The following is a 20,814-nucleotide window of genomic DNA, read 5'->3' as shown; positions in this document are numbered from 1 at the left end:
GCCCGGCCGCTGCGGCGCGATGCTGACCACGACGGGAAGGGTCGGATGACACGGGACGGAGAAGGCCTGATGACACGGACGAAGAAGACCTGGGGCGACTTCAGCGCGGGCCAGCAGGCGGCGATCATCGCCGTCGGCGCGGTAGAGCTCGCGCTGGCGGTGACGGCCTGGACGGACCTGGCCCGCCGGCCGGCCGAGGCGGTCAGCGGCAGCAAGCTGAAGTGGGCGGCCATCATCGCCGTCAACCTCGTAGGCCCGCTGACGTACTTCCGCTGGGGGCGCCGGGCCAACGGCTGAGCGCGCCCGCGGCGCGCCATGCACTGCCCCGGGGCGGGCCATGCACTGCCCCGGGGCGAGCGATGCCCTGCCCCGGGGCTAGGGCCGCCCTACAGTGACGCCATGCCCACGCCCGCTACCCGCGGGCCCGGCCGCCGACCGGGCGGCCCGGACACGCGCGGGGAGATCCTCGCCGCGGCACGCGCGGAGTTCGCCGAGCAGTCCTACGCCGGCACCACGATCCGCGCGATTGCCGCCCGTGCGGGTGTGGACCCCGCGCTGGTGCACCACTACTTCGGCACCAAGCGCTACCTGTTCACCGCGTGCCTGGACATCCCGCTCGATCCAGGCGAGGTGATCGCCCGGCTCGCGTCTGCCCCGGCGTCCGGGCGCGGTGCGGTCATGGTGCGCCTCTTCCTCGAGGTGTGGTCGGACGCCGCGTGGCGGGCGCCGTTCGTCGCACTGATCCGCTCGGCCACGACCGAGCCGGAGGCGGCGGCCGTGCTGCGCCAGTTCCTCGAGGAGGTGATGCCGCCGGCCGTGCGGCCCATGCTCGACGGCGACGGCGTGGACCTGCGCCTGCAGCTCGCCATCTCCCAGCTCATCGGGATCGCGATGGTGCGCCATGTGGTGGGCGCCTCGCCGCTGGCGCAGGCGTCGGTCGACGAGCTGGTCAACAGGGTGGGCCCGGTCGTGCAGCACTACCTCGACGGCAGCTGACGCCGGGGGTCGGGGCCGATGCGCATCCGGGCACGCGCCCGTTGACGGACCGGGCCACCACGCGCACAATTCACTACATGGTGAATTCTGCCGTGGAGGTGCGGGACCTGCGCGTGGTCCGGGGCAGCACGACGGCGCTCGAGGGCGCCAGCCTGAGCATCACCGCCGGCGTGGTCAGCGGGCTCCTGGGCCCGTCCGGCTCCGGCAAGACCACTCTCATGCGCGCGATCCTCGGCGTCCAGCGGGTCGCGGGCGGCACCGTCACCGTGCTGGGCCGGCCCGCGGGCAGCCGGGAGCTGCGCCGGCGCATCGGCTACGTCACCCAGGCCCCCAGCGTCTACTCGGACCTGACCGTCGAGGAGAACCTTCGGTATTTCGCCCGCGTCCTCGGCCTGCCCGGCGAACGCGCGGCCGCACGCGCGAACGGCAGGCGCGAGGGCGAGGCCGGCGCGGGCCCACGGGGCGTGGCGGACGTCCTCGAGATCACCGGGCTCGGCCGGCAGCGCAAGCAGCTGGTGGGCACCCTCTCCGGCGGCCAGCTCTCCCGGGTCTCGCTGGCTGCGGCCCTGCTCGGCACGCCCGAGCTGCTCGTGCTCGACGAGCCCACCGTCGGCCTCGACCCGGTGCTGCGGGAGTCCCTCTGGGGCACGTTCCGCGAGCTCGCCGCGACCGGCACCACCCTGCTCGTCTCCTCGCACGTGATGGACGAGGCGGCGCGCTGCGACGAGCTCGTGCTGCTGCGCGAGGGCCACGTGCTGACCCGCACGACACTGCCGGAGCTGCTGCGCCGCACCGGGCAGGACAACCCCGAGCGGGCGTTCCTGCACCTCATCGCGGGCGGCGGCGCGGCCCCCACCACACCCCCGCCCGGGCATGCCCTTAAGCCCACGACCGGGCCCGCGACCGGGCGTGCCGCCGCGACCGCAGCAGTCGGCACCGCGGCGGACCGGCCGGGCGGACCACCCCGGCACCGGGGCGACGGGGCGCCCCGATGATCGCCACCGCCGACCGCGTGCTGCGCCAGCTGCGCCACGACCCGCGCACCATCGCCATGATCGTGGTGGTCCCCTGCGTGCTGCTGACGCTGCTGTGGTGGATCTACGACGGTGGCCCGACCTTCCAGCGGATCGGCCCGGCCCTTCTCGCGCTCTTCCCCGTGATCATCATGTTCCTGATCACCTCCATCACCACCTTGCGGGAGCGCCGCTCGGGCACCCTCGAGCGGCTGCTGACGATGCCGCTGGGCAAGGTGGCGTTCCTGCTCGGCTACGCGCTGGCGTTCGGGATCGTCGCCGTCGTCCAGGCGGTCCTCGCGTGCCTGCTCATGCTCGGCCCGCTGGGTCTCTCGGTCGCCGGCCCCTGGCCGGCGCTGGTGCTGGTGGCGGTGCTCGACTCGCTGCTCGCCGTGGCGCTCGGCCTGTTCGTGAGCGCCTTCGCCAGCTCGGAGTTCCAGGCCGTGCAGTTCATGCCGGCGATCGTGCTGCCGCAGTTCCTGCTGTGCGGGCTGCTGGTGCCGCGCGATCAGCTGCCGCGAGCGCTGGAGTACGTCTCCAACGTGCTGCCGCTGTCCTACGCGGTCGACGCCATGAACGAGGTCTCCCGCCAGGCCAGTCCGGACCTGCTGGTGCCGGTGGCGGTGCTCGTCGGGTTCATCGTCGCCGTGGTGCTGCTCGGCGCGGCGACGTTACGGCGACGGACCCCGTAGCGCGCGGCGTCCCAGACCTACGTCTTTGGTGGGCGAGTATCTCGGTCATAGGCTCCACCCATGGCCACACGCAGCCACGACCAGCAGATCGGCGAGGAGCGCCTCAAGGAGGCGACAGGTCGCTCACGCGTGGAGTGGTACGCCCTCCTCGACGAGGCCGGGGCCCGCGACTGGGACCACACGCGCATCGCCCGCTGGCTCGGCGGCGAGCACGACGTCGACGGGTGGTGGGCCCAGGGCGTCACCGTGGGCTACGAGCAGTCTCGCGGCCTGCGGGCACCCGGCCAGCGCCCGGACGGCTTCTTCGAGGCCAGCGTGACCAAGACCGTGTACGTCACCCCCGCCGAGGTGTGGCCCCACCTCGCCGACGACGACCTGCGCCGCGACTGGCTCGACGTCGACTGGCCCATCGTGGGCGTGACCGAGCCGAAGACCGTGCGGTTCCGCGCCGACGACGACTCCCGGGTGCTCCTCGCGGTCGACGAGCTCCCGCCCGGCAAGGACGGCCGCGCCAAGGTCCGCATCGGCATCGCCCACACGCGGCTGCGGGACGCCGACGAGGTGGCCGAGACGAAGAAGTTCTGGAGAGACAGCCTCGAGGCGCTCGCCACGGTGCTGGCGCACTGACGCAGCGGCGGCCAGATTCTGGACAGTCGTAGGTTCAAATCGCGAGACCCGCCGCCGACCTCCTGACGTGCCGCATACCAACCCTTTACCGTGGAGGCATGGCCGAGGTCACGATCACCACGCCGCGCGGCATCCGGCTGGCCGGGACCTTCGAGCCCGGCCCCGGCACGCGCGGGGTGCTCTTCGCGCACGGCTTCCTCTCCGACCGGCACTCCTCGCTGCGCTTCGACATCCTCGCCTCGGCGTACCGCACCGCAGGGTTCGCCACGCTCCAGGTGGACTTCTCCGGCTGCGGCGCCAGCGACGACGACGTCGTGACCGTCGCCGGGGAGGTGGAGGACCTACGCTCGGCATCGGCGTGGCTGACGGAGCAGGGCTACCCCGTCCAGGCGGTGCACGCCCACTCCTTCGGCGCCCTGGTGGCGATGCACGCCCAGCCGGCCGACGTCGTCGCCATGGTGCTGACGGGAGCGCTGACCGGCCCGATGAACTATCCGTGGGACCAGATCTTCTCCCCCGCCCAGCTCGACGAGATCGAGGAGCACGGGGTCATGCGGGTGCCGGACGACAACGCCGGCACCGCACGCGAGTTCTCGGTGATCTCGCGCGAGACGCTTGCCGACTACTCCCTCATCGACCAGGACGAGGTCCTCGGCAGGCTGCGGGTGCCCACGCTGTTCGTCTACGGCGGCGCGGAGGAGGACGCCGAGCTCACCGAGCTGACCCGGGAGGGGCTGCCCCGCGTGCCGGCAACCACACGCCTGGAGGTGGTCGACGGCGCCCGGCACGGCGTGCGGGACCGGATCGACGCCGTCGTCGAGCTGGCGCTGGCGTGGTTCGCCGAGCACGTGCCCGACGAGCGAGCCGGCTGAGCCTCAGCCGAGCCGGCGCTGCCAGACCCCCTCGGTACTGGCCCGGGCGAACCCGATGTGCTCGTTGATCGCGAGCATGTGCGCGTTCTCCCCCGCGTTCCAGGTGTGCACGCGGCGCACGGCCGGGTTGGTGGCGGCAAGCAGCTGGAGGTTGACCGCCTTGACGAGCAGCCCGAGGCTGCGACCGCGGTGGTCGGCGCGCACCAGGGTGTTGTACTGGAACGCCATCGCCGCCCGGTGCCCCGGCGTCATGATCTGCGTGAAGGCCGCGAGCTGACGGCCTCGGCGCGCCAGGCGACGGCAGCGCCGTCGGGAAGCGGCAGGGCGAGCATGGAGTGCCGGGTGGTCTGGACGAGCGTGAAGCCTCGGCCGCGCAGGAACCGCGCGGGGGTGTCGGCCGCGCGCAGACGCCCCACGCCGGTGGGCGGCACCAGGGCGTCGGGGTCGCCCGCGTCGGCCTCCGCCACGCGGGTCGTCCAGCCGCTGACCACCGTGCGGCCGGCGGCGCGGGCCCGGGACTCGGCCGCACGCCACAGCGCGGTGCCGATGCCCTGCCGGCGGAGACCGGGCCGGACCGCCAGGTCGACGTGGACGAGGTGGGTGTTGTCCTTGACGGGCATGGAGAGCCGGCAGTAGCCGAGGACGTCCGTTGCCCGGCCCGGTGCGTCGGCCTCCCGGTCTGTGGTGGTCGCCGGCATCAGCGGCAGGCCGGCGGCCGCGGTCGGGACGAGCGCGAGCAGCACGACGGAGACCTCATGGCGCTGGTCGGCGTGGGAGGCCACCAGGCTGGCTGCCGGGTCGATGAAGTCGTCGTGGCCGAGGGCGTCGCGCATGTGCTCGACGCCGACGTCGTGCCAGCCCTGCGCCGCCCACGAGGGGGTGGCGGTCGGGTCGGCGGGGACCGCCAGCTCGGCGATGCGGAACGTGCTCACAGCGGCCGAGTGTGGCACCGCGGCACGGCACGGCTCCACGAATTTTCGGGCGACGGTCACCACGGCCGGGGTCTTACTCGCCCGGCAGCAGCCGGGCGACGACGCCGCGATGGTCGCTCTCGCCGCGCTGGACGACGGCGGCCTCGGTGACCCGGTACCGGGCAGGGTCGGCGAGCACGTGGTCGATGGTGGAGCCCAGCCAGGCGGGGGTGCGCTCGGGCCAGGTGCTGACGCCACCGACCCCCCCGGCGAGCGCGGCGTCGGCGCACCCACCCAGGTCCTGGAGGGGACGGTGGTCGAGGGTGGCGTTGAAGTCGCCGGCCACGACCAGCCCGGCGGCGTCCCGGCCCCGGCACAGCGCGGTGACCGCCTCCAGGTCCGCCCGCCACTGGGCGGTCAGCCGGCTGATCGGCGGGGAGACGTGCACGGCCACCAGCCGCGGGCCCACACCGCTGGCCGGTTCCGCGCGCACGGCGCCCAGGGAGGTCTGGGGGCCCGGCGTCTGGACGTACTCGCCCAGGGTCGAGGCGACCAGCAGGGCGGTGGACCCGATCCCGGGCTCACCCTTGACGTCGACGAAGACCTGGAACGGCGCACCCTCGGCCAGCATCAGCGCCGCGATCTCGTCCGCGGTCGCCTGGGGGGTCTCGGGCAGCGCGATGACGTCGGCGCCGTTCTGCGCGGCCAGGTCGGCGACGTCCTCCGCCGTCGTGCGCCCGTCGAGGGTGTTGTAGGTCAGCACGGTGATCGCGCCGGTGCCGGCATCCGCGGGGCGCACGCCGTCGTCGGCGGTGAGGCGGCCGGGGTTGTCCAGGCCACGGTCCCAGACGACCCAGGCGTGACCGACGGCCACCGCGAGGACGACGACCCCGAGGGTGAGGGTCTTGATGCCGCGGCGCATGCGGGTCCGGCGGAACACGCCGACGGCGAGGATCACCAGCGCGAGCACCGCGAAGACCCCCGCCAGCAGCGGCCGCAGCGCGATGGCCTGCGAGACGGGATAGATGGTGGTCAGACCGGCCCAGCCGGGGTTGAGCCGCGCCAGCCACTCCGGGTTGAGCGTGAGCACCGCGGCGGCGCCCAGCAGCAGGGTGAGAAGCCAGCCGACGACGACGCGCACGTTGCCAGTGTGGCAGGAGGGGCGTCCCGAGATGCGCGAACCCCGAGCGCACCCCATCCTGGACGAATATTGCCCGAAATGGTCGGCCCCATGGCGCAGGGGGACGAGGGGCCGACCACCCGGCCGCCCGCCTCAGCCGCGCCGGCGTGGCTTGGGGTGCAGCACGGTGAACGTCTCCAGCACCACCGGCATGTCCGGGGCGAACTCGCGCTCGTAGGGCGCGAGGACCTCGCGGAAGTACCGCTCGTGGACCTCACGCCAGTGCGCCAGCGACTTGTCACCCTCCCCCTCGGCGAGGGCGTGCGCCGTCGGCACCTGGTCGAACGGCACCACCTGCACCGACGCGGTCCGCACCAGCAGGCGCGGCTCACCGGCGCCGTCGCAGACGATGGACAGGTCGCCACCCTGAGGGAGCGGCTCGTCCTCCTCCTCCCACTCCCACAGGGCGCTCGCCGTCGCCGTCTTGACGCCGGCGACGACCAGCGCGAGCAGCTCGTCCGCCTCCTCGGCGTCCTGGCCGAACGACCAGGCCGGCGGCGTCAGCGCGGCGAGGGGGTCCTGCCCCACCACGCCCTCCAGCCGGGTGGTGCCCACGACCTTGCGCGCCTCGGCCCAGAACAGCTCGACGGCCTCGTCCTCGGGAGGGGTGGAGTCCATGGCAAGAGTCTGGCAGAGGCGCCGGTCGGGCCGGGTCAGCCCTGGGCGTCGAGAAAGGCGACCAGGTCCGTGAGCGTCTGTGCGGAGATCCCGTGGCCGAGGCCCGGGTAGACCCGTGCGGTCAGCGCGCTGTGCTCGGGCAGCCAGGCTGCCGTGCGCTCGATCAGGAACGGCGCGATCACCTGGTCGGCGTCGCCGCGGGCCCACAGCACGGGCGGGCGACGCTCGGCGAGGACGGCGTCGCCGTCGAGCTCACCGGGTGCCACGAAGCCGGAGATGTTGACGGCGAAGGCGACGCGCTCAGGGTCCTGGCGCAGCACCTGCACGGCGATCGCGCCACCCTGGGAGAACCCGCCGAGCCCGACGCTCGAATAGCCCTCCAAGCCGTCCAGCCAGGCTCGGACCGCCTCGGCGGCACGGTTGGCGCCCTCCTCGCGCAGCCGGTCGGTGGCCTCGGTCTGCTGATGGCCGCGCGGCCCCGCGAGCTCGCCGCCGAGCGAGAACCACTCGTAGCCGTAGTCGTTGGTGCCCGGCGCCCGCAGCGAGGCGACCAGGTACCGCTCGGGCAGGTACTCGGCGAGCCCGAAGAGGTCCTTCTCGTTCGAGCCGTAGCCGTGCATGAGCACCAGCAGCGGCCGGCCGGCCCGCTCCTCCGCGGGGGCGGACCACAGGACGGCGTCGGCGTCGATGGTGGGGGGCGTGCTCATACGGGGCTCCTGGTTCGGTGGGCGAGGGCCGTCGGCCCGGTCCGGCCGTCGGGGCACGGTGCGGGTGCGCCGCGTGCCGGCCGGTTCGGTCAACCGCTGAACGCCGTCGGGAATTCCGCCCCGGCCAGGTCGGACGGGGTCGCTACATGCCGGGCAGGCGGCGCGCGATCGTGAGCAGCACGCAGGCCGCGAGCGCGTTGGCGACGAACATGCCGGCGGCCATCGTGGTCACCGACGTCCCGAGCACCCCGCTGAGCGGCGCGCCCACCGCCGCCATGCCGAACTGGGCGGCACCCAGGATGGCGGAGGCACTGCCTGCGTCGTGCGCCTGCCGGGCCAGGGCGATGGCCGGGACGGCGGGCAGGAGCACGCCGACGGCGCCGACGGTCGGCATCAGCGCGGCGAGCAGCGGCCACAGGCGGCCCGGCCCGACCCCGACGGTGAGGGCGACGACGGCGATCGCGGCTGCCCCACACATCGCCACCACCAGTGCCCCGCCGACGATCCGCACCGCCCGGACCCGGCCGAGCAGCGCACCGGACACCTGCGTGCCGGCGGTCACCATGATCGCGCCGAAGCCGAACACCAGCGCGAACTGCTGAGCAGTGAGGCCGTACGCCTCCTGGAAGACGAACGTCGAGGCCGAGATGTAGATGTACTGCCCGGCCATGGCCAGACCACCCACGGCCACGAGCCCGACGAACGCCGGGTCTCGCAGCAGGCTCACGTAGCTGCGGGCGGCGCCCCGGGTGCCACCACGCCGGCGCAGAGTCGGCTGCAGGGTCTCGGGCAGCGTGAGGAGGACCAGGACCAGCAGGACGACGGCGAGCCCCGCCAGGACAACGAACAGCAGGCGCCACGAGCCCACCAGCAGCAGCTGCGAGCCGAGCGCCGGCGCGATCACCGGGGCCACGCCGACCACGAGCATCAGCCGCGAGAGCGCCTTGCCGACCCGCACGCCCTCGTACATGTCCCGCACGGCCGCCATCGCGACCACCATGCCCGCGGCCCCGAGGAACCCCTGAACGAACCGCAGCAGGGTCAGCAGGGCGACGTTCCCGGCGGCGGCGATGACCAGACTGACCACGGCATAGGCACCCAACGCCACCACGAGCGGCGCCCGCCGGCCGACGGCATCGGAGACCGAACCGAGAAACAGCTGCCCGACGGCGACGCCCACCAGGGTGGCGGTCATCGTGATCTGGACCTGCCCATGGCTGACCCCCAGCTCGTCCGCGATGAGCGGGAAGGCCGGCAGGTAGAGGTTGATGGTCAGCGGGGTGAGGGCGGTGACCGCCGCGAGGAGCACGACGAACCAGGCTCCGATCCGCCGGCGTTGCGCACTCACCGCTCGAGCCTAGGCCCGCCGTCCGGTCGGGAAGCGCAGGCGCCCGGCAGGCAGCACCGGTGCCGTGCCGGGACCAGGTGCAGCCCGGGCAGCAAGGCCCCCGGCACATCGGTGACAATGGGTCATCGTGAGTGGCGAGAAGGACGAGCGGACGACGACGGCGGCACCGCCGTCGGGTGAGCGTGCCCCCCGCCGGCGGCGCGGGCGCCGGGGCCGCGGCGGCGAGCGCGAACCGGAGCGCGCCGACCGTGACGGTGCGCGCACACCGCGCCGCGGCGGCTACCGGGCGTGGACGACCGAGCAGCTGGCCGCCCGCGAGGCGGCCCGCCCTCGGATCAGCTACCCCGAGCAGCTGCCGGTGTCCGCCCGGCGCGAGGAGATCGCGGCCGCGATCCGCGATCACCAGGTCGTCATCGTCAGCGGCGAGACCGGCTCCGGGAAGACCACGCAGATCCCGAAGATCTGCCTCGAGCTCGGCCGTGGCATCACGGGCACCATCGGGCACACCCAGCCGCGCCGGCTCGCTGCGCGCACCGTGGCCGAGCGCATCGCCGAGGAGCTCGGTGTCGAGCTGGGCGGGGCGGTGGGTTACCAGGTCCGGTTCACCGACGAGGTGTCGGCGACCACCCTGGTCAAGCTCATGACCGACGGCATCCTGCTGGCCGAGATCCAGCGCGACCCGCTGCTGCGCCGCTACGACACCATCATCGTCGACGAGGCCCACGAGCGGTCCCTCAACATCGACTTCATCCTGGGCTACCTCGCCAACCTCCTGCCGCGGCGCCCGGACCTCAAGGTCGTCATCACCTCCGCGACCATCGACTCGGCCCGCTTCGCCGCCCACTTCGGCCCCCGCGAGGCCGGCCGCCCGGACGGCGCACCCGTCGAGCCTGCCCCCGTGGTGGAGGTCTCCGGGCGCACCTTCCCCGTCGAGCTCCGGTACCGGCCACTGACGCCCGATGCCACCCACCCGGACGGGACCGATGACGACCGCCCTGTCGCCACGAAGCCGGGAAAGGGGCCGCGCGAGGAACCGCTGGACCAGATCACCGGCATCCTCCAGGCCGCCGACGAGCTCATGACCGAGGGTCCCGGCGACATCCTCGTGTTCCTCTCCGGGGAGCGGGAGATCCGCGACACCCACGTGGCCCTGGCCGAGCACCTCGGGCCCCGCTACCTCGCGCCGGGCGGGCGCTCCACGGTGCCGGGCGCCGTCGAGGTGGTGCCGCTGTACGCGCGGCTGTCCTCCGCCGAGCAGCACCGGGTCTTCGAGCCGCACACCACCCGCCGCATCGTGCTGGCCACCAACGTCGCCGAGACCTCGCTGACGGTGCCGGGCATCCGGTACGTCATCGACCCCGGCACGGCCCGGATCTCGCGGTACTCCACCCGCACGAAGGTCCAGCGCCTGCCCATCGAGCCGGTCTCCCAGGCGAGCGCCAACCAGCGCTCGGGCCGCTGCGGCCGCGTGGCCGACGGGATCGCCATCCGCCTGTACTCCGAGCAGGACTTCGCCTCCCGGCCGGAGTTCACCGAGCCGGAGATCCTGCGCACCTCCCTGGCCGCCGTCATCCTCCAGATGGCGGCACTGGGCCTGGGCGACGTCGCCCGGTTCCCCTTCGTGGACCCCCCCGACACCCGCGCGGTGCGCGACGGCGTGCAGCTCCTGCACGAGATCGGCGCCCTCGACCCGGCCGCGGCCGATCCCCGCGACCGGCTCACCGACGTCGGCCGCCAGCTCGCCCGACTGCCGATCGACCCGCGCCTGGGCCGGATGCTGCTCGAGGCGGAGAAGAACGGCTGCGCGGCCGAGGTGATGATCATCGTCGCCGCCCTGTCGGTGCAGGACGTGCGCGAGCGGCCCAGCGAGCACCAGCAGGCCGCGGACGAGAAGCACCGCCGCTTCACCGACCCCACCTCGGACTTCCTGGCCTACCTCAACCTGTGGCGCTACCTGCGTACCCAGCAGCGTGACCTGTCCGGCTCGGCGTTCCGGCGGCTGTGCCGCGCGGAGTACCTGAACTACCTGCGGGTGCGGGAGTGGCAGGACGTCGTCGCCCAGCTGCGCCAGCTCGCCAAGCCGCTCGGCCTGAGCCTGCGACCGCTGGCCCTGCCGCACGAGGACGAGATCGCGGCGACAGCGGAGCACACCGCGGACGGGCGCCCCGACCTGGCCCGGGCGGTAGTCGCCGTCGGGCGTGGCTCGGACGCCGCGAGCGCCGACGCGCTGCACCAGTCGCTGCTGGTGGGGCTGCTGTCCAACCTCGGCTCCTGGGACGAGCGGCGCCGCGAGTACGCCGGCGCCCGCGGCACCCGGTTCGTGGTCTGGCCCGGCTCCGGCCTGGTGAAGAAGACCCCCGCCTGGGTGATGGCGGCGGAGCTGGTGGAGACGTCCCGGTTGTTCGCACGGACGGTGGCGCGCATCCAGCCGGAGTGGGTCGAGCCGTTGGCCGCCCATCTGGTCAAGCGGACCTACTCCGAGCCGTACTGGTCCACCAAGCACGGCGCCGCCATGGTCAAGGAGAAGGTGCTGCTCTACGGGATGACGCTGGTCGCGGACCGGCCGGTGCTGCTCGGCCGCCTGGGCGACACCCCGCTCGGGGACGTCAGCGCCCGCGAGCTGGCCCGGGAGATGTTCATCCGGGAGGCGCTCGTCGGCGGGCAGTGGCGCACGCACCACCAGTTCTACGCGCGCAACCAAGAGCTGCTCACCCAGGCTCAGGACTTCGAGTCACGCGCCCGGCGGCGGGACCTCGTGCTGGACGAGGACGGACTGTTCGCCTTCTACGACGAGCGGCTGCCCGAGTCCGTGGTCAGCGCCCGGCACTTCGACACCTGGTGGAAGCAAACCCGGCGCACCGACCCGGACCTGCTCACCTTCACGATGGACCTGCTCGTCCCGCAGGCAGCCGCCGTGTCCGGGGCCGACTTCCCGGACACCTGGCGACAGGGCGACCTCACCTTGCCGCTGACGTACCAGTTCGAGCCGGGGTCGTACGCCGACGGGGTGACCGTGCACGTGCCGGTGGAGGTGCTCGCCCGGCTGCGGCCGGACGGCTTCGACTGGATGGTGCCGGGGCTCGCGCCGGAGCTGGCGACCGCGACCATCCGGGCGCTGCCCAAAAAGGTCCGGGTCCAGCTCGTGCCCGCCCCGGACGTGGCCCGGCAGGTCGTCGACGCGCTGCCGCCGTGGCACGAGGTCGCCCCCGCACCCGAGGGCGCCCAGTCCTACCACGACGCCTTCGCGTCCGCCGTGCGGCGGCTGCGGGACGTGGAGGTGCCGGACGACGCGTGGGACGAGGAGAAGCTGCCCGACCACCTGCGGATGACCTTCCGGGTGCTCTCCGAGCGTGGCGCCGTGCTCTCCGAGGGCAAGAACCTCATCGCGCTCCAGCGCGAGCTCGCCCCCCAGGCGCAGCAGGCCGTGCGGGCGGCGGTCCGGGGGGCGGTGCGGGTCGCGATGGAAGAGGCCCAGGTGGCGTCCGGGCCCGCCGGCCGTGCGGATCGCGCCACATTGTCCTCGTCCGCCCGTTCAGACGGTGCCTCACTGACCTCATCGGCGTCATCCTCCACAGCCGGCGGGGACGATGTGGCGCGATCCGCTCACGTGACGCCGATGCTTCCCGAGCAGCACGACCTGACCACCTGGCCGGACGTGCCAGGCGGGACCATCCCACGCCAGGTGGAGTCCACCGGGTCGCAGGGGCTGATCGTGCGCGGGTACCCCGCCCTGGTGGAGCTGTCGGGTGCCGGCGGCAAGGGCACCCCGAACGTAGCGCTGCGGGTGCTGGCCGACGCCGGCGACCAGGCCGCCGCCCACCGGCTGGGCCTGCGCCGCCTCGTGCTCCTCGAGACCGCCCTGAACGTCCAGCGCGTGACGAGCCGGTGGACCGGACGGCAGGCGCTGACCCTGGCCGCCAGCCCGTACCCCAACACCGAAGCCTTGGTGGCGGACGTGCAGCTGGCCGCCGTCGGTGCGCTCGTGGACGAGTGGACCGCGGCCCACGCCGGCCGGCAGGTGGTCGACGCCAGCGCGTACGCCGAGCTGGTGGCGCACGTCCGCGCGGCGCTCGAGGAACGGGTGCACCGCGTGATCGGGCAGGTGGTCGCCACGCTCGACGCGCACCGCGACGTCGAGGCCGCAATCAAGTCGGCGACGTCGATGATGCTGCTCAACACCCTCACCGAGGTGCGCGACCAGGTGGCGCGGCTGGTGTTCCCGGGGTTCGTCTCCTCCACCCCGCCCGACCGGCTGGTCCACCTGCCCCGCTACCTCCGCGCCGCCCAGCGCCGGATCGAGCGGGCCGAGCAGAACGTCCACCAGGACGCGGACCTCGCATGGAAGGTCGGCGAGCTGGAAGAGGCCTACGAGGCGGAGGTCGCGGCCGGTGAGCGTCTGGCGCCGGACCCCGCCCGGGACGCCCGGCTGGCGGAGGTGCGGTGGATGCTCGAGGAGCTCCGCGTGAGCTTCTTCGCCCAGCAGCTCGGCACCCCGATCAAGGTCTCGGAGAAGAGGATCCGCAAGGTCTTGGCCGAGGTGTAGCCCCCACCCTCACGACATACTTGCCGCGTGAGGACCCTCGGTGGGCTCGCGACCCGGCGGCTGGGCGGACACCCCGCCGCCGTCGCCGCCGTGGTCGCGACCGCGGTGCTGGCAGTGCTGGTCCTCGCCACGCTCCAGGCCTTCACCAGCTCTCTGTCTCGCGGCGGCGTGACGACCGCCGTCACCAGTGCGGAGCCAGTCGATCGCTCGATCGTCGTGTCCGGCAGCATCCACGCCGACGGTCTCGCCGCGATGGACACTGCCGTGCGCGACGCCGTGGCCGCCGCCGACCGACCGATCACGGTCCACCTGGCCACCCGGTCGGTCTCCTGGACGCTGCCCGGCGGGCAGCCCGACAGCCCCGACCTCGCCCGCCTAGCGCACCTGTCCGGCATCGAGGAACACGCCGAGCTGGTCGGCGGCGCCTGGCCGCGGGACGCCGCACCGGCCACGGCGACCCGGATCGAGGTCGCGGCGCCCGAGGCGGTCGCCGAGCAGCTCGGGTGGGCGGTGGGCCAGCAGGTACGGCTAGAGAGCCGGTTGCCCACCGGCCCGCAGGAGCTCGCCGTCACGGTCACGGGGATCTACCGGGCCACGGACCCCACGGACCCGTTCTGGCTCGGGGACGCCTTCGCGAACACCGGGGTCGTGCGCGAGGAGTTCACCACCTACGGCCCGCTCGTGACGACGGCGGCCACCTTCGCCGACCACCTCGCTCGCAGCGCCAACGCCACCTGGCGGCTCTACCCGCAGCTCGCCGGTCTGGACGCCGCCGCGCTGCCGGCCGCCCGCGCCGACGTCGACGCGCTCCTCGAAGACCTCGCCTCACGCCCGGTCCTGGCCGACACCGAGGTCACCTCCCCGCTGCCGGACCTGCTCGCGGGCGCCCACGCGACCCAGCTGCGCACCCGTTCGGCCCTCCTCACCCCGGCCCTGCTCCTCGGGCTGCTTGCGGCCACCGCGGTGCTGCTCGCCGGCTCCCTCCTCGGCTCCCTCCGGGACGCGGAGGACCGCCTGCTGCTGGCCCGCGGCGCCGACCGCCGCCACCTGCTCCTGCTCGCCACGGCCGAGGCCGCCGTCGTTGCGGTCCCCGCCGCAGTGGTGGCCGGTCTGGTGGCGCCGCCGCTGGCCACCGCCCTGGCCGGCACCGGTGCCGCGCCGGCCGGCACGTGGCTCACGGCGGTCGCTGTCGCCGTGGCCGTGGGCGTGCTGCTGGTGGTCACCGCCGCCCGGACGGCGCCGCCCGCGCCGGGCTCCCGCCGCGCCGCCCGGCCGCGGCTGGCCCTGGTGCGCCGCTCGGGCCTGGACCTGGTGCTGGTGGGTCTGGGCGTCGTCGGGTACACCCAGCTGCGCCGGTACGCGGGCACGGCGGGCGCGGCGGCGCTCACCGGCCGGGTGGACCCCTTCGTGGTGGGCGCCCCGGCCCTGGTGCTGCTGGCCGTGAGCGTGGTGAGCCTGCGGCTGCTGCCGGTGCTGACCCGGCTGGGTCGGCGCCTCGCGAGCCGCAGCCGCGGACTGCCGACGGCGTGGGGCGGGTGGCAGGTGGACCGGTACCTCCCGCGCCAGTCCGGGCTCGTGCTGCTGCTGGTCCTGGCCGTCGCCATGGGCTCCCTCGCCCTCGTCCACCGCGGGACCGCCGCCCAGGCGCACGCGGACCAGGCCACCTACCAGGTGGGTGCCGACCTGCGGGTGGACCTGCCGATGGCGCCTGCCGCCGCCTCGCTGACGGTCGAACAGCTCCTCGCGGCCGAGGTCGGCGGGCGCGAACGGGTGCTGCCCGTGCTGCGCCAGCACGTCACGGTTGGCCCGCTCGACGGGGTCGACCTCCTCGCGCTCGACGTCGACCGCGCGCCGGGCGTGGTGCGTGCCCGCCCGGACCAGCTCGGCGGGCGCGACCTCGCCGGACTTCTCGAGCCGCTGGTCGCTGCCCGCCCGGCCTCGGCGGTGCTCGATTTGCCCGGCGAGCCGGCCACGCTCGCCGTCGACGTCGAGCTCGCCGACGCGGCGCCGGGGACCGCCGCCGAACCGGCAGCCGGGGCCACCCCGGGGCCGACGACCGGGGCCCGCCTGGCGGTCGTGCTCGAGGACGGCAGCGGCCTGTGGCACCGCGTCGCGGTGGACCTCCCCACCGCGCCGGGCCTCCACACCCTCACATTCGACCTCACCGGGGGCTCGGACGACGGCATCCCCACCTACCCCCTCGCCGTCGCCGGGCTCGACGCCGAGCTGCCCGGCCCGCTGCGCGGCGACCTGGTCCGCGAGATGCGGACGGTGGAGGCGGGCGCGGCGCCGGTGGTGGTGCCGGGATCGACCGAGTGGTCGTGGTCGGGCGGGGAGGGCCGCGCCGTCGCCGTCAGAGCCGGCGCGACGGCGGCGGGGCCGCTGCCCGTGCTCGTCACCCCCGGGGTGCTCGCCGCCGCCGGAGCCGAGCTGGGTGAGGAGGTGCGCATCCCCTGGAACGGTGGCTCGCTGACGCTGGTGCCGACCGCCGTCGTGGCGGGTTGGCCCAGCCTGGACGAGCCGCGCGAGGGCATCGTCGCCGACCTGCCGTCCCTGGTCGCCCGGGGCCTGGACCCGGCCGACCTGCGGACCACCGCCGCGGCGCTGGCCGCCCCCGACCGAGTGACGCAGTGGTGGCTGGGCCTGCCCGAGAGCGCCGACGGCACCGACGCGAGCGCCGTCGCCGAGGCCCTGCGCGAGGCGCTGCCACCGGGCACGGTGGTGGCCGACCGGGCCGCCGCCGCCGCCGAGCTCGCCGCCGACCCCCTGGCCGCCGGCATGAGCCAGGCCCTGCTGCTGGTCACCGGGGCGGCGCTGGTCCTTGCGGTCATCGGCTTCACGGTCACCACGGTCGTGCTCATGAACCGCCAGCGGGGCGAGCTCGCCGTGCTCTACGCCCTGGGGGCCCCGCCGCGGGCCGTCCGGCGCGCGCTGCTGGTGGAGCGGGCGGCCCTGGTCACGGGGACCACCGTGCTGGGGGTGGTCCTCGGCACCGTCGCGGCCGTCGCGATCGTGCCCTCGACGGTGATCTCCACCGATGTCGTCCCGCCCGTGCCGGCCGTGCAGGTGGCGCCGCCGTGGCTGGCGCTGGTGGGGTTCGCGGTGGCGGTCGTGGTCCTCCTGCTCCTGGTCACCCTCGGGCTGGTCCGGCGGCTGCGGCCGCGCCGGGTGGCCGCGATCCTCCGTGCCGGAGGGACGACATGAGCGGCCCCGCCGAAGCGGCCCCGCCGGAGCGTGCACCGCACCCGGACGCCGAGGCGCCGGTGGGCCGCGCCGTCCTGCCCGGCTGGTTCGCGCTGCTGCGTCGCCAGCTCCACCTGACCCCCGAGGTCAACGTGGTCCTCGCGGTGCTGGTGGCCGTGACCACCCTCTTCGTCGTGGCCGCCCCGCGAGCCGCGGCCGCCGCCTATGACGACGCGCTCGTCCACCGCGTCGCCACGGCCCTGCCGGTCCAGCGCGACCTCACCGTCTCGGGCACCCCCGGCCGGTTCTTCGAGCCTCAGCCCTTCACCGACGCCCTCGTGGCCGACGTGCGGCAGGCGGTGCTCGACCGGCTCGGCGCCCCGGCCGCCGACCTGCTCGGCGCGACAGGGTTCGCCGCCTACTCCCAAGGCTTCGACAGCCGGACCCTGCCCGACGGCGCCCAGCCCGGCGGCGAGCCGGCCCGACTGACGCTGCGCATGCAGGAGGCCTGGACCGAGCGGGTGCAGCTCGTGGCCGGCCGGGCGCCCACGTCGCAGCTCGGCGGGGTGGCGGTCGACCCGGACCTGACCAGCCCGGACCCGGGCGGCGACCTCCCGGCCGTCGAGGTCGCCCTCGCCGAGCCGGTCGCCGCGACCCTTGACGCGCAGGTGGGCGACGCGCTGCTGCTCGAGTCCCCCGGCGACGGCGTGCAGCTGCCCCAGTTCACCGTGGTCGTGACGGGGATCTTCCGTGCCGTCGACGACGGCGACGACTACTGGGCGGCCGACCCGCGGGCCCTCGTCCCGGCCCGGGCGCCGACCGGCGACGGCGGGTTGCGCTGGCTAGCCACCGCACTGGTCGCGGAGGACGGGTACGGCGCCCTGACCAGTGCCTTCGCCGGGGCCGGCGCGCCGCCGTCGCTCCCGCCGCAGGTCTCCGGGAACCTCACCCATGCCTGGCGCTTCGTGTGGGACGCCGAGCGGCTCCGGGCGGCGGACGCGGCGGTCCTGACCGCTGCGGTTGGCCGGGTGCAGACGGCCGGCACGACCCTGGCCCCGTTCCCAGTCCGGGCCTCCACCGGCCTCGTCGGCCTGCTCGACGCGCACGCCCTGGCGGTGGGGGTCACCCGCAGCCTGGACTCGGTGGCCTACGCCGGCATCGCGGCGCTGGCGGTGCTCAGCACGACCCTGACCATGCTCGTGGGCACCAGCCAGCGGCGCGAACGCCTGCGGCTCGTCCGGGCCCGCGGTGCCTCGCTGACCCAGGTCTCGCTCCTCCTGGCCGCCCAGACCCTCGCCTGGGTGCTGCCCGGCGCGGTGGTGGCGCTCGTGGCGGCGTGGGTGCTCGTGCCCGACGGCGGCTCCCCCGCGCCGCTGCTGCTCGCCGCCGCGACGGTCCTCCTCCCGCTGCTCGTGGTGCCGTGGGCGGTGCGCGCGGAGACCCGTACGCTGCACGGCCCGCCGGCCCGGGGGCGACTGCACCCGGCGGCCCGGCTGGCCCCGGAGCTGGCGGTGCTCGCCCTGGCCGTGCTGGGGGTGCTCGCCCTGCGCCGTCGCGGCCTGTCCCAGCCGGCCGAGGGTGGCGTCGACCTGTACGCCGCGCTGGTGCCCACGCTGGTCGGGCTCGCCGTCGGCCTGGTCGTGCTGCGGCTGTACCCCTACCCGATCCGCTGGGCCGCGGGTGCCCTCGCCCGCCGTCCGGGCCTGACCGCGTTCCTGGGCACCGCCCGGGCGGCGCGGGCCCGCCCGGCATCGGCGCTGCCGCTGCTGGTGCTGCTGCTCGCCGTCGCCCTGTCGATCTTCGCCGGCACGGTGCTCAGCACCGTGGCGGTCGAGCAGTCCCGCGCCGCGTGGCGCGAGGTCGGCGCCGACCTCCGGGTGGACGACCCGGCGCTGACCGCCGAGCAGGTCGAGACACTGGCCGGCGCGGACGGGGTGGCGGCGGTGGTGCCGGCCTACCGGGACGTCGGTGCGGCGGTGGGTGAGCTGCGGCCGGTCACGGCGCTGGGCGCGGACCCGGCGGCGTTCGCGGAGCTGCTGGCCGGCACCCCGCTGGCGGTCGACCTGCCCGATCTCGGCGGCGGGGGCGGCCGGGACGACCCGCTGCCCGCGGCCGTCTCCACCGCCGTCGGCGACGACGCCGCGCTGGGCACGGCAGGCCGGCTGGTCCCGCTGGACCTGCGCGGGGTGGTACCCGCGCTGCGCCGCGGTGCGGACGCCGACGCGGTGGTGGTGCTCGTCCCGCTGGCGGACCTCACCGCCGTGACCGGTGGTGGCGTGGAGCCCACGTCGGTGCTGGTGGACCTCGACGGGACGCTGGGGGGTGACGTACCGGGCGAGGGCGTAGGTGACGCGCCCGGCGACGGCACCGCGGACGCCGACGCGGAGTCGCGCGTCGAGGCGCTGCTAGGGCCGTCGGCGAGCCGGGACGTGACCTCGCGCGAGGAGGTGCGCGACGCCGTCGCCGAGGCCCCGCTGCCCGCCCACCTGCGCCGCGCCTACGCCGGCGCGGTCGTGCTGGCCGCCGGGTACTCGGTGGTCAGCGTGGCGCTGCTGCTCGCCCTGAGCGCAGCCGAGCGACGCGCGGCCGTCTCACGGCTGCGGACCATGGGCATGCGTCCGCGGGACGTGCGGCGCCTGCCCGCGTGGGAGGTGCTGCCCCTGGCGGTCGCGGCCCTGCTCCCCGGGGTGGCGGTGGGCCTGGCCCTGCCGCTGCTGCTCGGGCCGGCGCTCGACCTCTCCCCGTTCACCGGCGGCCCCGCGGACCCGCCGCTGCGGCCCGACATTCTCGTCACGGTGGCGCTATGCGTGCTCGTCGCCGGTGCCGTCGCGGTCGCCGTCCTGCTGGACGCCGCCCGGGACCGGCGCGCCAACCTGTCCTCGGCCCTGCGGATCGGAGACCAGACATGACCACCCTCGCCTACGGGCACGACGCGCAGATCGTCTGCGACAACCTGTTGCGGATCTATCAGTCCGAGGGCGTGGAGGTCGTCGCGCTGCAGGGGCTGGACCTGCTGGTGGACCCCGGCGAGCTGCTGGCGATCATCGGCGCGTCCGGGTCGGGCAAGTCGACGCTGCTGCGCATCCTGTCCGGGCTCGACCGGCCCACCGCGGGGGTCGCCCGGGTCGCCGGGCAGGACCTGCTCACCATGCGCGCGGCCGACCGGTTGCGCTACCGCCGGCAGGTGGTGGGCTTCCTCTACCAGCAGGCGGCGCAGAACCTCCTGCCCTACCTCGACGCCCAGGAGAACCTGGTGCTGCCGATGCTCCTGGCGGGCGTGGAGCGGAGCGAGCGTGAGCGGCGGGCGGGCCGGCTGGTCGAGCTGCTCGACCTGGGGGACGTGCGCGAGCACCGGCTCGCCCAGCTCTCCGGCGGTCAGCAGCAGCGGGTCGCTCTCGGCGTGGCCCTGGCCAACGACCCTCAGGTGCTCCTCGCCGACGAGCCCACCGGTGAGCTCGACTCGGCCAGCGCCGACCGCGTGTTCGCCGCCCTGCGCACCGTCAACACGGAGCTGGGGGTGACGGTGGTGGTGGTCACGCACGACGCCCTCGTCTCGGAGCACGTACACCGGACCATCGGCATCCGGGACGGGCGCACCAGCTCGGAGGTGGTGCGCCGCACCGACGTCGACGAGGAGGGCCGCGAGCTGCTGGTGGCCGAGGAGTACGCGGTGCTGGACCGGGCGGGCCGGCTGCAGCTGCCGCGGGACTTCACCGCGGCGCTGGACATGCGCGACCGGGTGCGCCTGGACCTGACCCCCGACCACATCGGTGTGTGGCCGGCGGCCCGCGGGCAGGCCGCGGATCGCGCGCGCGGGACGCACCGGGGCGAGGCGCGACGCGGCGAGGTGCACGAGCCGCGGCCGCACGCGCACCGGGCCGAACGCCCCGCGGCGCGTGCGGACGAGCGGGCCGGCCGTGGCCTGCTCCCACATAAGGGCGGCGAGACCGGTGCCGGCCGGCGGTGGGGACGCGGCCGGCGCGGGCAGACGGCGGACGGGTCCGGCGGGCCGCGGGCCCAGGACGGCGGCCCGTCAGGCCAGGACGGCGGCCCGTCAGGCCAGGACGGCGGCCCGCACGCCGAGGACGGCGAGCAGGCCCTCCCCGCCCGGGAGGAGGACGGCC

Annotated in this window: 15 protein-coding genes and 1 pseudogene; 10 read left to right on the top strand and 6 right to left on the bottom strand. The window is 75.1% G+C overall.

Annotated elements, in window-relative coordinates; all coding sequences use genetic code 11:
- Positions 1-69: 69 nt before the first annotated feature.
- The 6 genes from FE374_RS00385 (at position 70) to FE374_RS00360 (ending at position 4,200) form a co-directional block, all read left to right on the top strand.
- A complete protein-coding gene (locus FE374_RS00385) occupies positions 70-297 on the top strand; it encodes a PLDc N-terminal domain-containing protein (RefSeq protein WP_168205519.1) in 228 nt (75 codons plus the stop codon).
- Positions 298-399: 102 nt separating this feature from the next.
- Positions 400-996 carry a TetR/AcrR family transcriptional regulator gene (locus tag FE374_RS00380; protein WP_139926736.1) on the top strand — a complete coding sequence of 199 codons (597 nt, stop codon included), beginning with the start codon at positions 400-402 and terminating at the stop codon, positions 994-996.
- Positions 997-1,073: 77 nt separating this feature from the next.
- Positions 1,074-1,991 carry an ABC transporter ATP-binding protein gene (locus FE374_RS00375; RefSeq protein ID WP_139926735.1) on the top strand — a complete coding sequence of 306 codons (918 nt, stop codon included), beginning with the start codon at positions 1,074-1,076 and terminating at the stop codon, positions 1,989-1,991.
- Positions 1,988-2,701 carry an ABC transporter permease gene (locus tag FE374_RS00370; protein WP_139926734.1) on the top strand — a complete coding sequence of 238 codons (714 nt, stop codon included), beginning with the start codon at positions 1,988-1,990 and terminating at the stop codon, positions 2,699-2,701. The genes FE374_RS00375 and FE374_RS00370 overlap by 4 nt, the downstream gene beginning before the upstream one ends.
- 60 nt (positions 2,702-2,761) lie before the next feature.
- On the top strand, positions 2,762-3,328 hold the full coding sequence (locus FE374_RS00365; RefSeq protein ID WP_139926733.1) for a hypothetical protein: 567 nt from the start codon (positions 2,762-2,764) through the stop codon (positions 3,326-3,328).
- Positions 3,329-3,426: 98 nt separating this feature from the next.
- A complete protein-coding gene (locus FE374_RS00360) occupies positions 3,427-4,200 on the top strand; it encodes an alpha/beta hydrolase family protein (RefSeq protein ID WP_139926732.1) in 774 nt (257 codons plus the stop codon).
- 3 nt (positions 4,201-4,203) lie between these two features.
- Here the strand turns inward: FE374_RS00360 and FE374_RS00355 are convergent, their stop codons facing one another.
- From FE374_RS00355 to FE374_RS00330, 6 genes are all read right to left on the bottom strand, one after another.
- Complete coding sequence (locus FE374_RS00355; protein ID WP_139926731.1) at positions 4,204-4,452, bottom strand: hypothetical protein; 249 nt, start codon at positions 4,450-4,452, stop codon at positions 4,204-4,206.
- Positions 4,449-5,132, bottom strand: coding sequence for a GNAT family N-acetyltransferase (locus tag FE374_RS00350; RefSeq protein ID WP_139926730.1), 684 nt, complete (start codon positions 5,130-5,132; stop codon positions 4,449-4,451). Before FE374_RS00350 ends, FE374_RS00355 begins: the two co-directional genes overlap by 4 nt.
- A gap of 73 nt (positions 5,133-5,205) precedes the next feature.
- Complete coding sequence (locus FE374_RS00345; protein WP_168205518.1) at positions 5,206-6,252, bottom strand: endonuclease/exonuclease/phosphatase family protein; 1,047 nt, start codon at positions 6,250-6,252, stop codon at positions 5,206-5,208.
- A gap of 132 nt (positions 6,253-6,384) precedes the next feature.
- The gene (locus FE374_RS00340) at positions 6,385-6,909 is read right to left on the bottom strand and encodes an ASCH domain-containing protein (protein ID WP_139926728.1); all 525 of its coding nucleotides are present in this window, start codon (positions 6,907-6,909) and stop codon (positions 6,385-6,387) included.
- Positions 6,910-6,944: 35 nt separating this feature from the next.
- On the bottom strand, positions 6,945-7,616 hold the full coding sequence (locus FE374_RS00335) for an alpha/beta hydrolase (RefSeq protein ID WP_139926727.1): 672 nt from the start codon (positions 7,614-7,616) through the stop codon (positions 6,945-6,947).
- Between the two features lie 142 nt (positions 7,617-7,758).
- Positions 7,759-8,964, bottom strand: coding sequence for a multidrug effflux MFS transporter (locus FE374_RS00330; RefSeq protein ID WP_139926726.1), 1,206 nt, complete (start codon positions 8,962-8,964; stop codon positions 7,759-7,761).
- Positions 8,965-9,091: 127 nt separating this feature from the next.
- Here FE374_RS00330 and hrpA point away from each other — a divergent pair, with 127 nt between their 5' ends.
- The 4 genes and pseudogenes from hrpA to FE374_RS00310 all read left to right on the top strand — a co-directional run.
- Positions 9,092-13,507: an ATP-dependent RNA helicase HrpA gene (gene hrpA / locus FE374_RS00325; protein ID WP_168205517.1), complete on the top strand. Its 4,416-nt coding sequence runs from the start codon at positions 9,092-9,094 to the stop codon at positions 13,505-13,507.
- Between the two features lie 27 nt (positions 13,508-13,534).
- Complete coding sequence (locus FE374_RS00320) at positions 13,535-16,711, top strand: ABC transporter permease (protein WP_139926725.1); 3,177 nt, start codon at positions 13,535-13,537, stop codon at positions 16,709-16,711.
- Positions 16,708-19,599 carry an FtsX-like permease family protein gene (locus FE374_RS00315; RefSeq protein WP_139926724.1) on the top strand — a complete coding sequence of 964 codons (2,892 nt, stop codon included), beginning with the start codon at positions 16,708-16,710 and terminating at the stop codon, positions 19,597-19,599. Before FE374_RS00320 ends, FE374_RS00315 begins: the two co-directional genes overlap by 4 nt.
- Positions 19,596-20,471 (top strand): annotated as a pseudogene (locus FE374_RS00310) (ABC transporter ATP-binding protein); the annotation flags it as partial. The gene FE374_RS00315 and the pseudogene FE374_RS00310, both read left to right, overlap by 4 nt.
- Between the last annotated feature and the right edge of the window lie 343 nt (positions 20,472-20,814).

This window comes from Georgenia yuyongxinii (assembly GCF_006352065.1).
Lineage (GTDB): Bacteria > Actinomycetota > Actinomycetes > Actinomycetales > Actinomycetaceae > Georgenia > Georgenia yuyongxinii.
This window is presented reverse-complemented; position numbering and strand designations above follow the sequence as displayed.

Excerpts from the sequence above, each read along its gene's own strand:
- FE374_RS00385 (WP_168205519.1), top strand. The coding sequence starts at position 70 with ATGACACGGACGAAGAAGACCTGGGGCGACTTCAGCGCGGGCCAGCAG.
- FE374_RS00380 (WP_139926736.1), top strand. The coding sequence starts at position 400 with ATGCCCACGCCCGCTACCCGCGGGCCCGGCCGCCGACCGGGCGGCCCG.
- FE374_RS00375 (WP_139926735.1), top strand. The coding sequence starts at position 1,074 with ATGGTGAATTCTGCCGTGGAGGTGCGGGACCTGCGCGTGGTCCGGGGC.
- FE374_RS00370 (WP_139926734.1), top strand. The coding sequence starts at position 1,988 with ATGATCGCCACCGCCGACCGCGTGCTGCGCCAGCTGCGCCACGACCCG.
- FE374_RS00365 (WP_139926733.1), top strand. The coding sequence starts at position 2,762 with ATGGCCACACGCAGCCACGACCAGCAGATCGGCGAGGAGCGCCTCAAG.
- FE374_RS00360 (WP_139926732.1), top strand. The coding sequence starts at position 3,427 with ATGGCCGAGGTCACGATCACCACGCCGCGCGGCATCCGGCTGGCCGGG.
- FE374_RS00355 (WP_139926731.1), bottom strand. The coding sequence starts at position 4,452 with ATGACGCCGGGGCACCGGGCGGCGATGGCGTTCCAGTACAACACCCTG.
- FE374_RS00340 (WP_139926728.1), bottom strand. The coding sequence starts at position 6,909 with ATGGACTCCACCCCTCCCGAGGACGAGGCCGTCGAGCTGTTCTGGGCC.
- FE374_RS00335 (WP_139926727.1), bottom strand. The coding sequence starts at position 7,616 with ATGAGCACGCCCCCCACCATCGACGCCGACGCCGTCCTGTGGTCCGCC.
- FE374_RS00315 (WP_139926724.1), top strand. The coding sequence starts at position 16,708 with ATGAGCGGCCCCGCCGAAGCGGCCCCGCCGGAGCGTGCACCGCACCCG.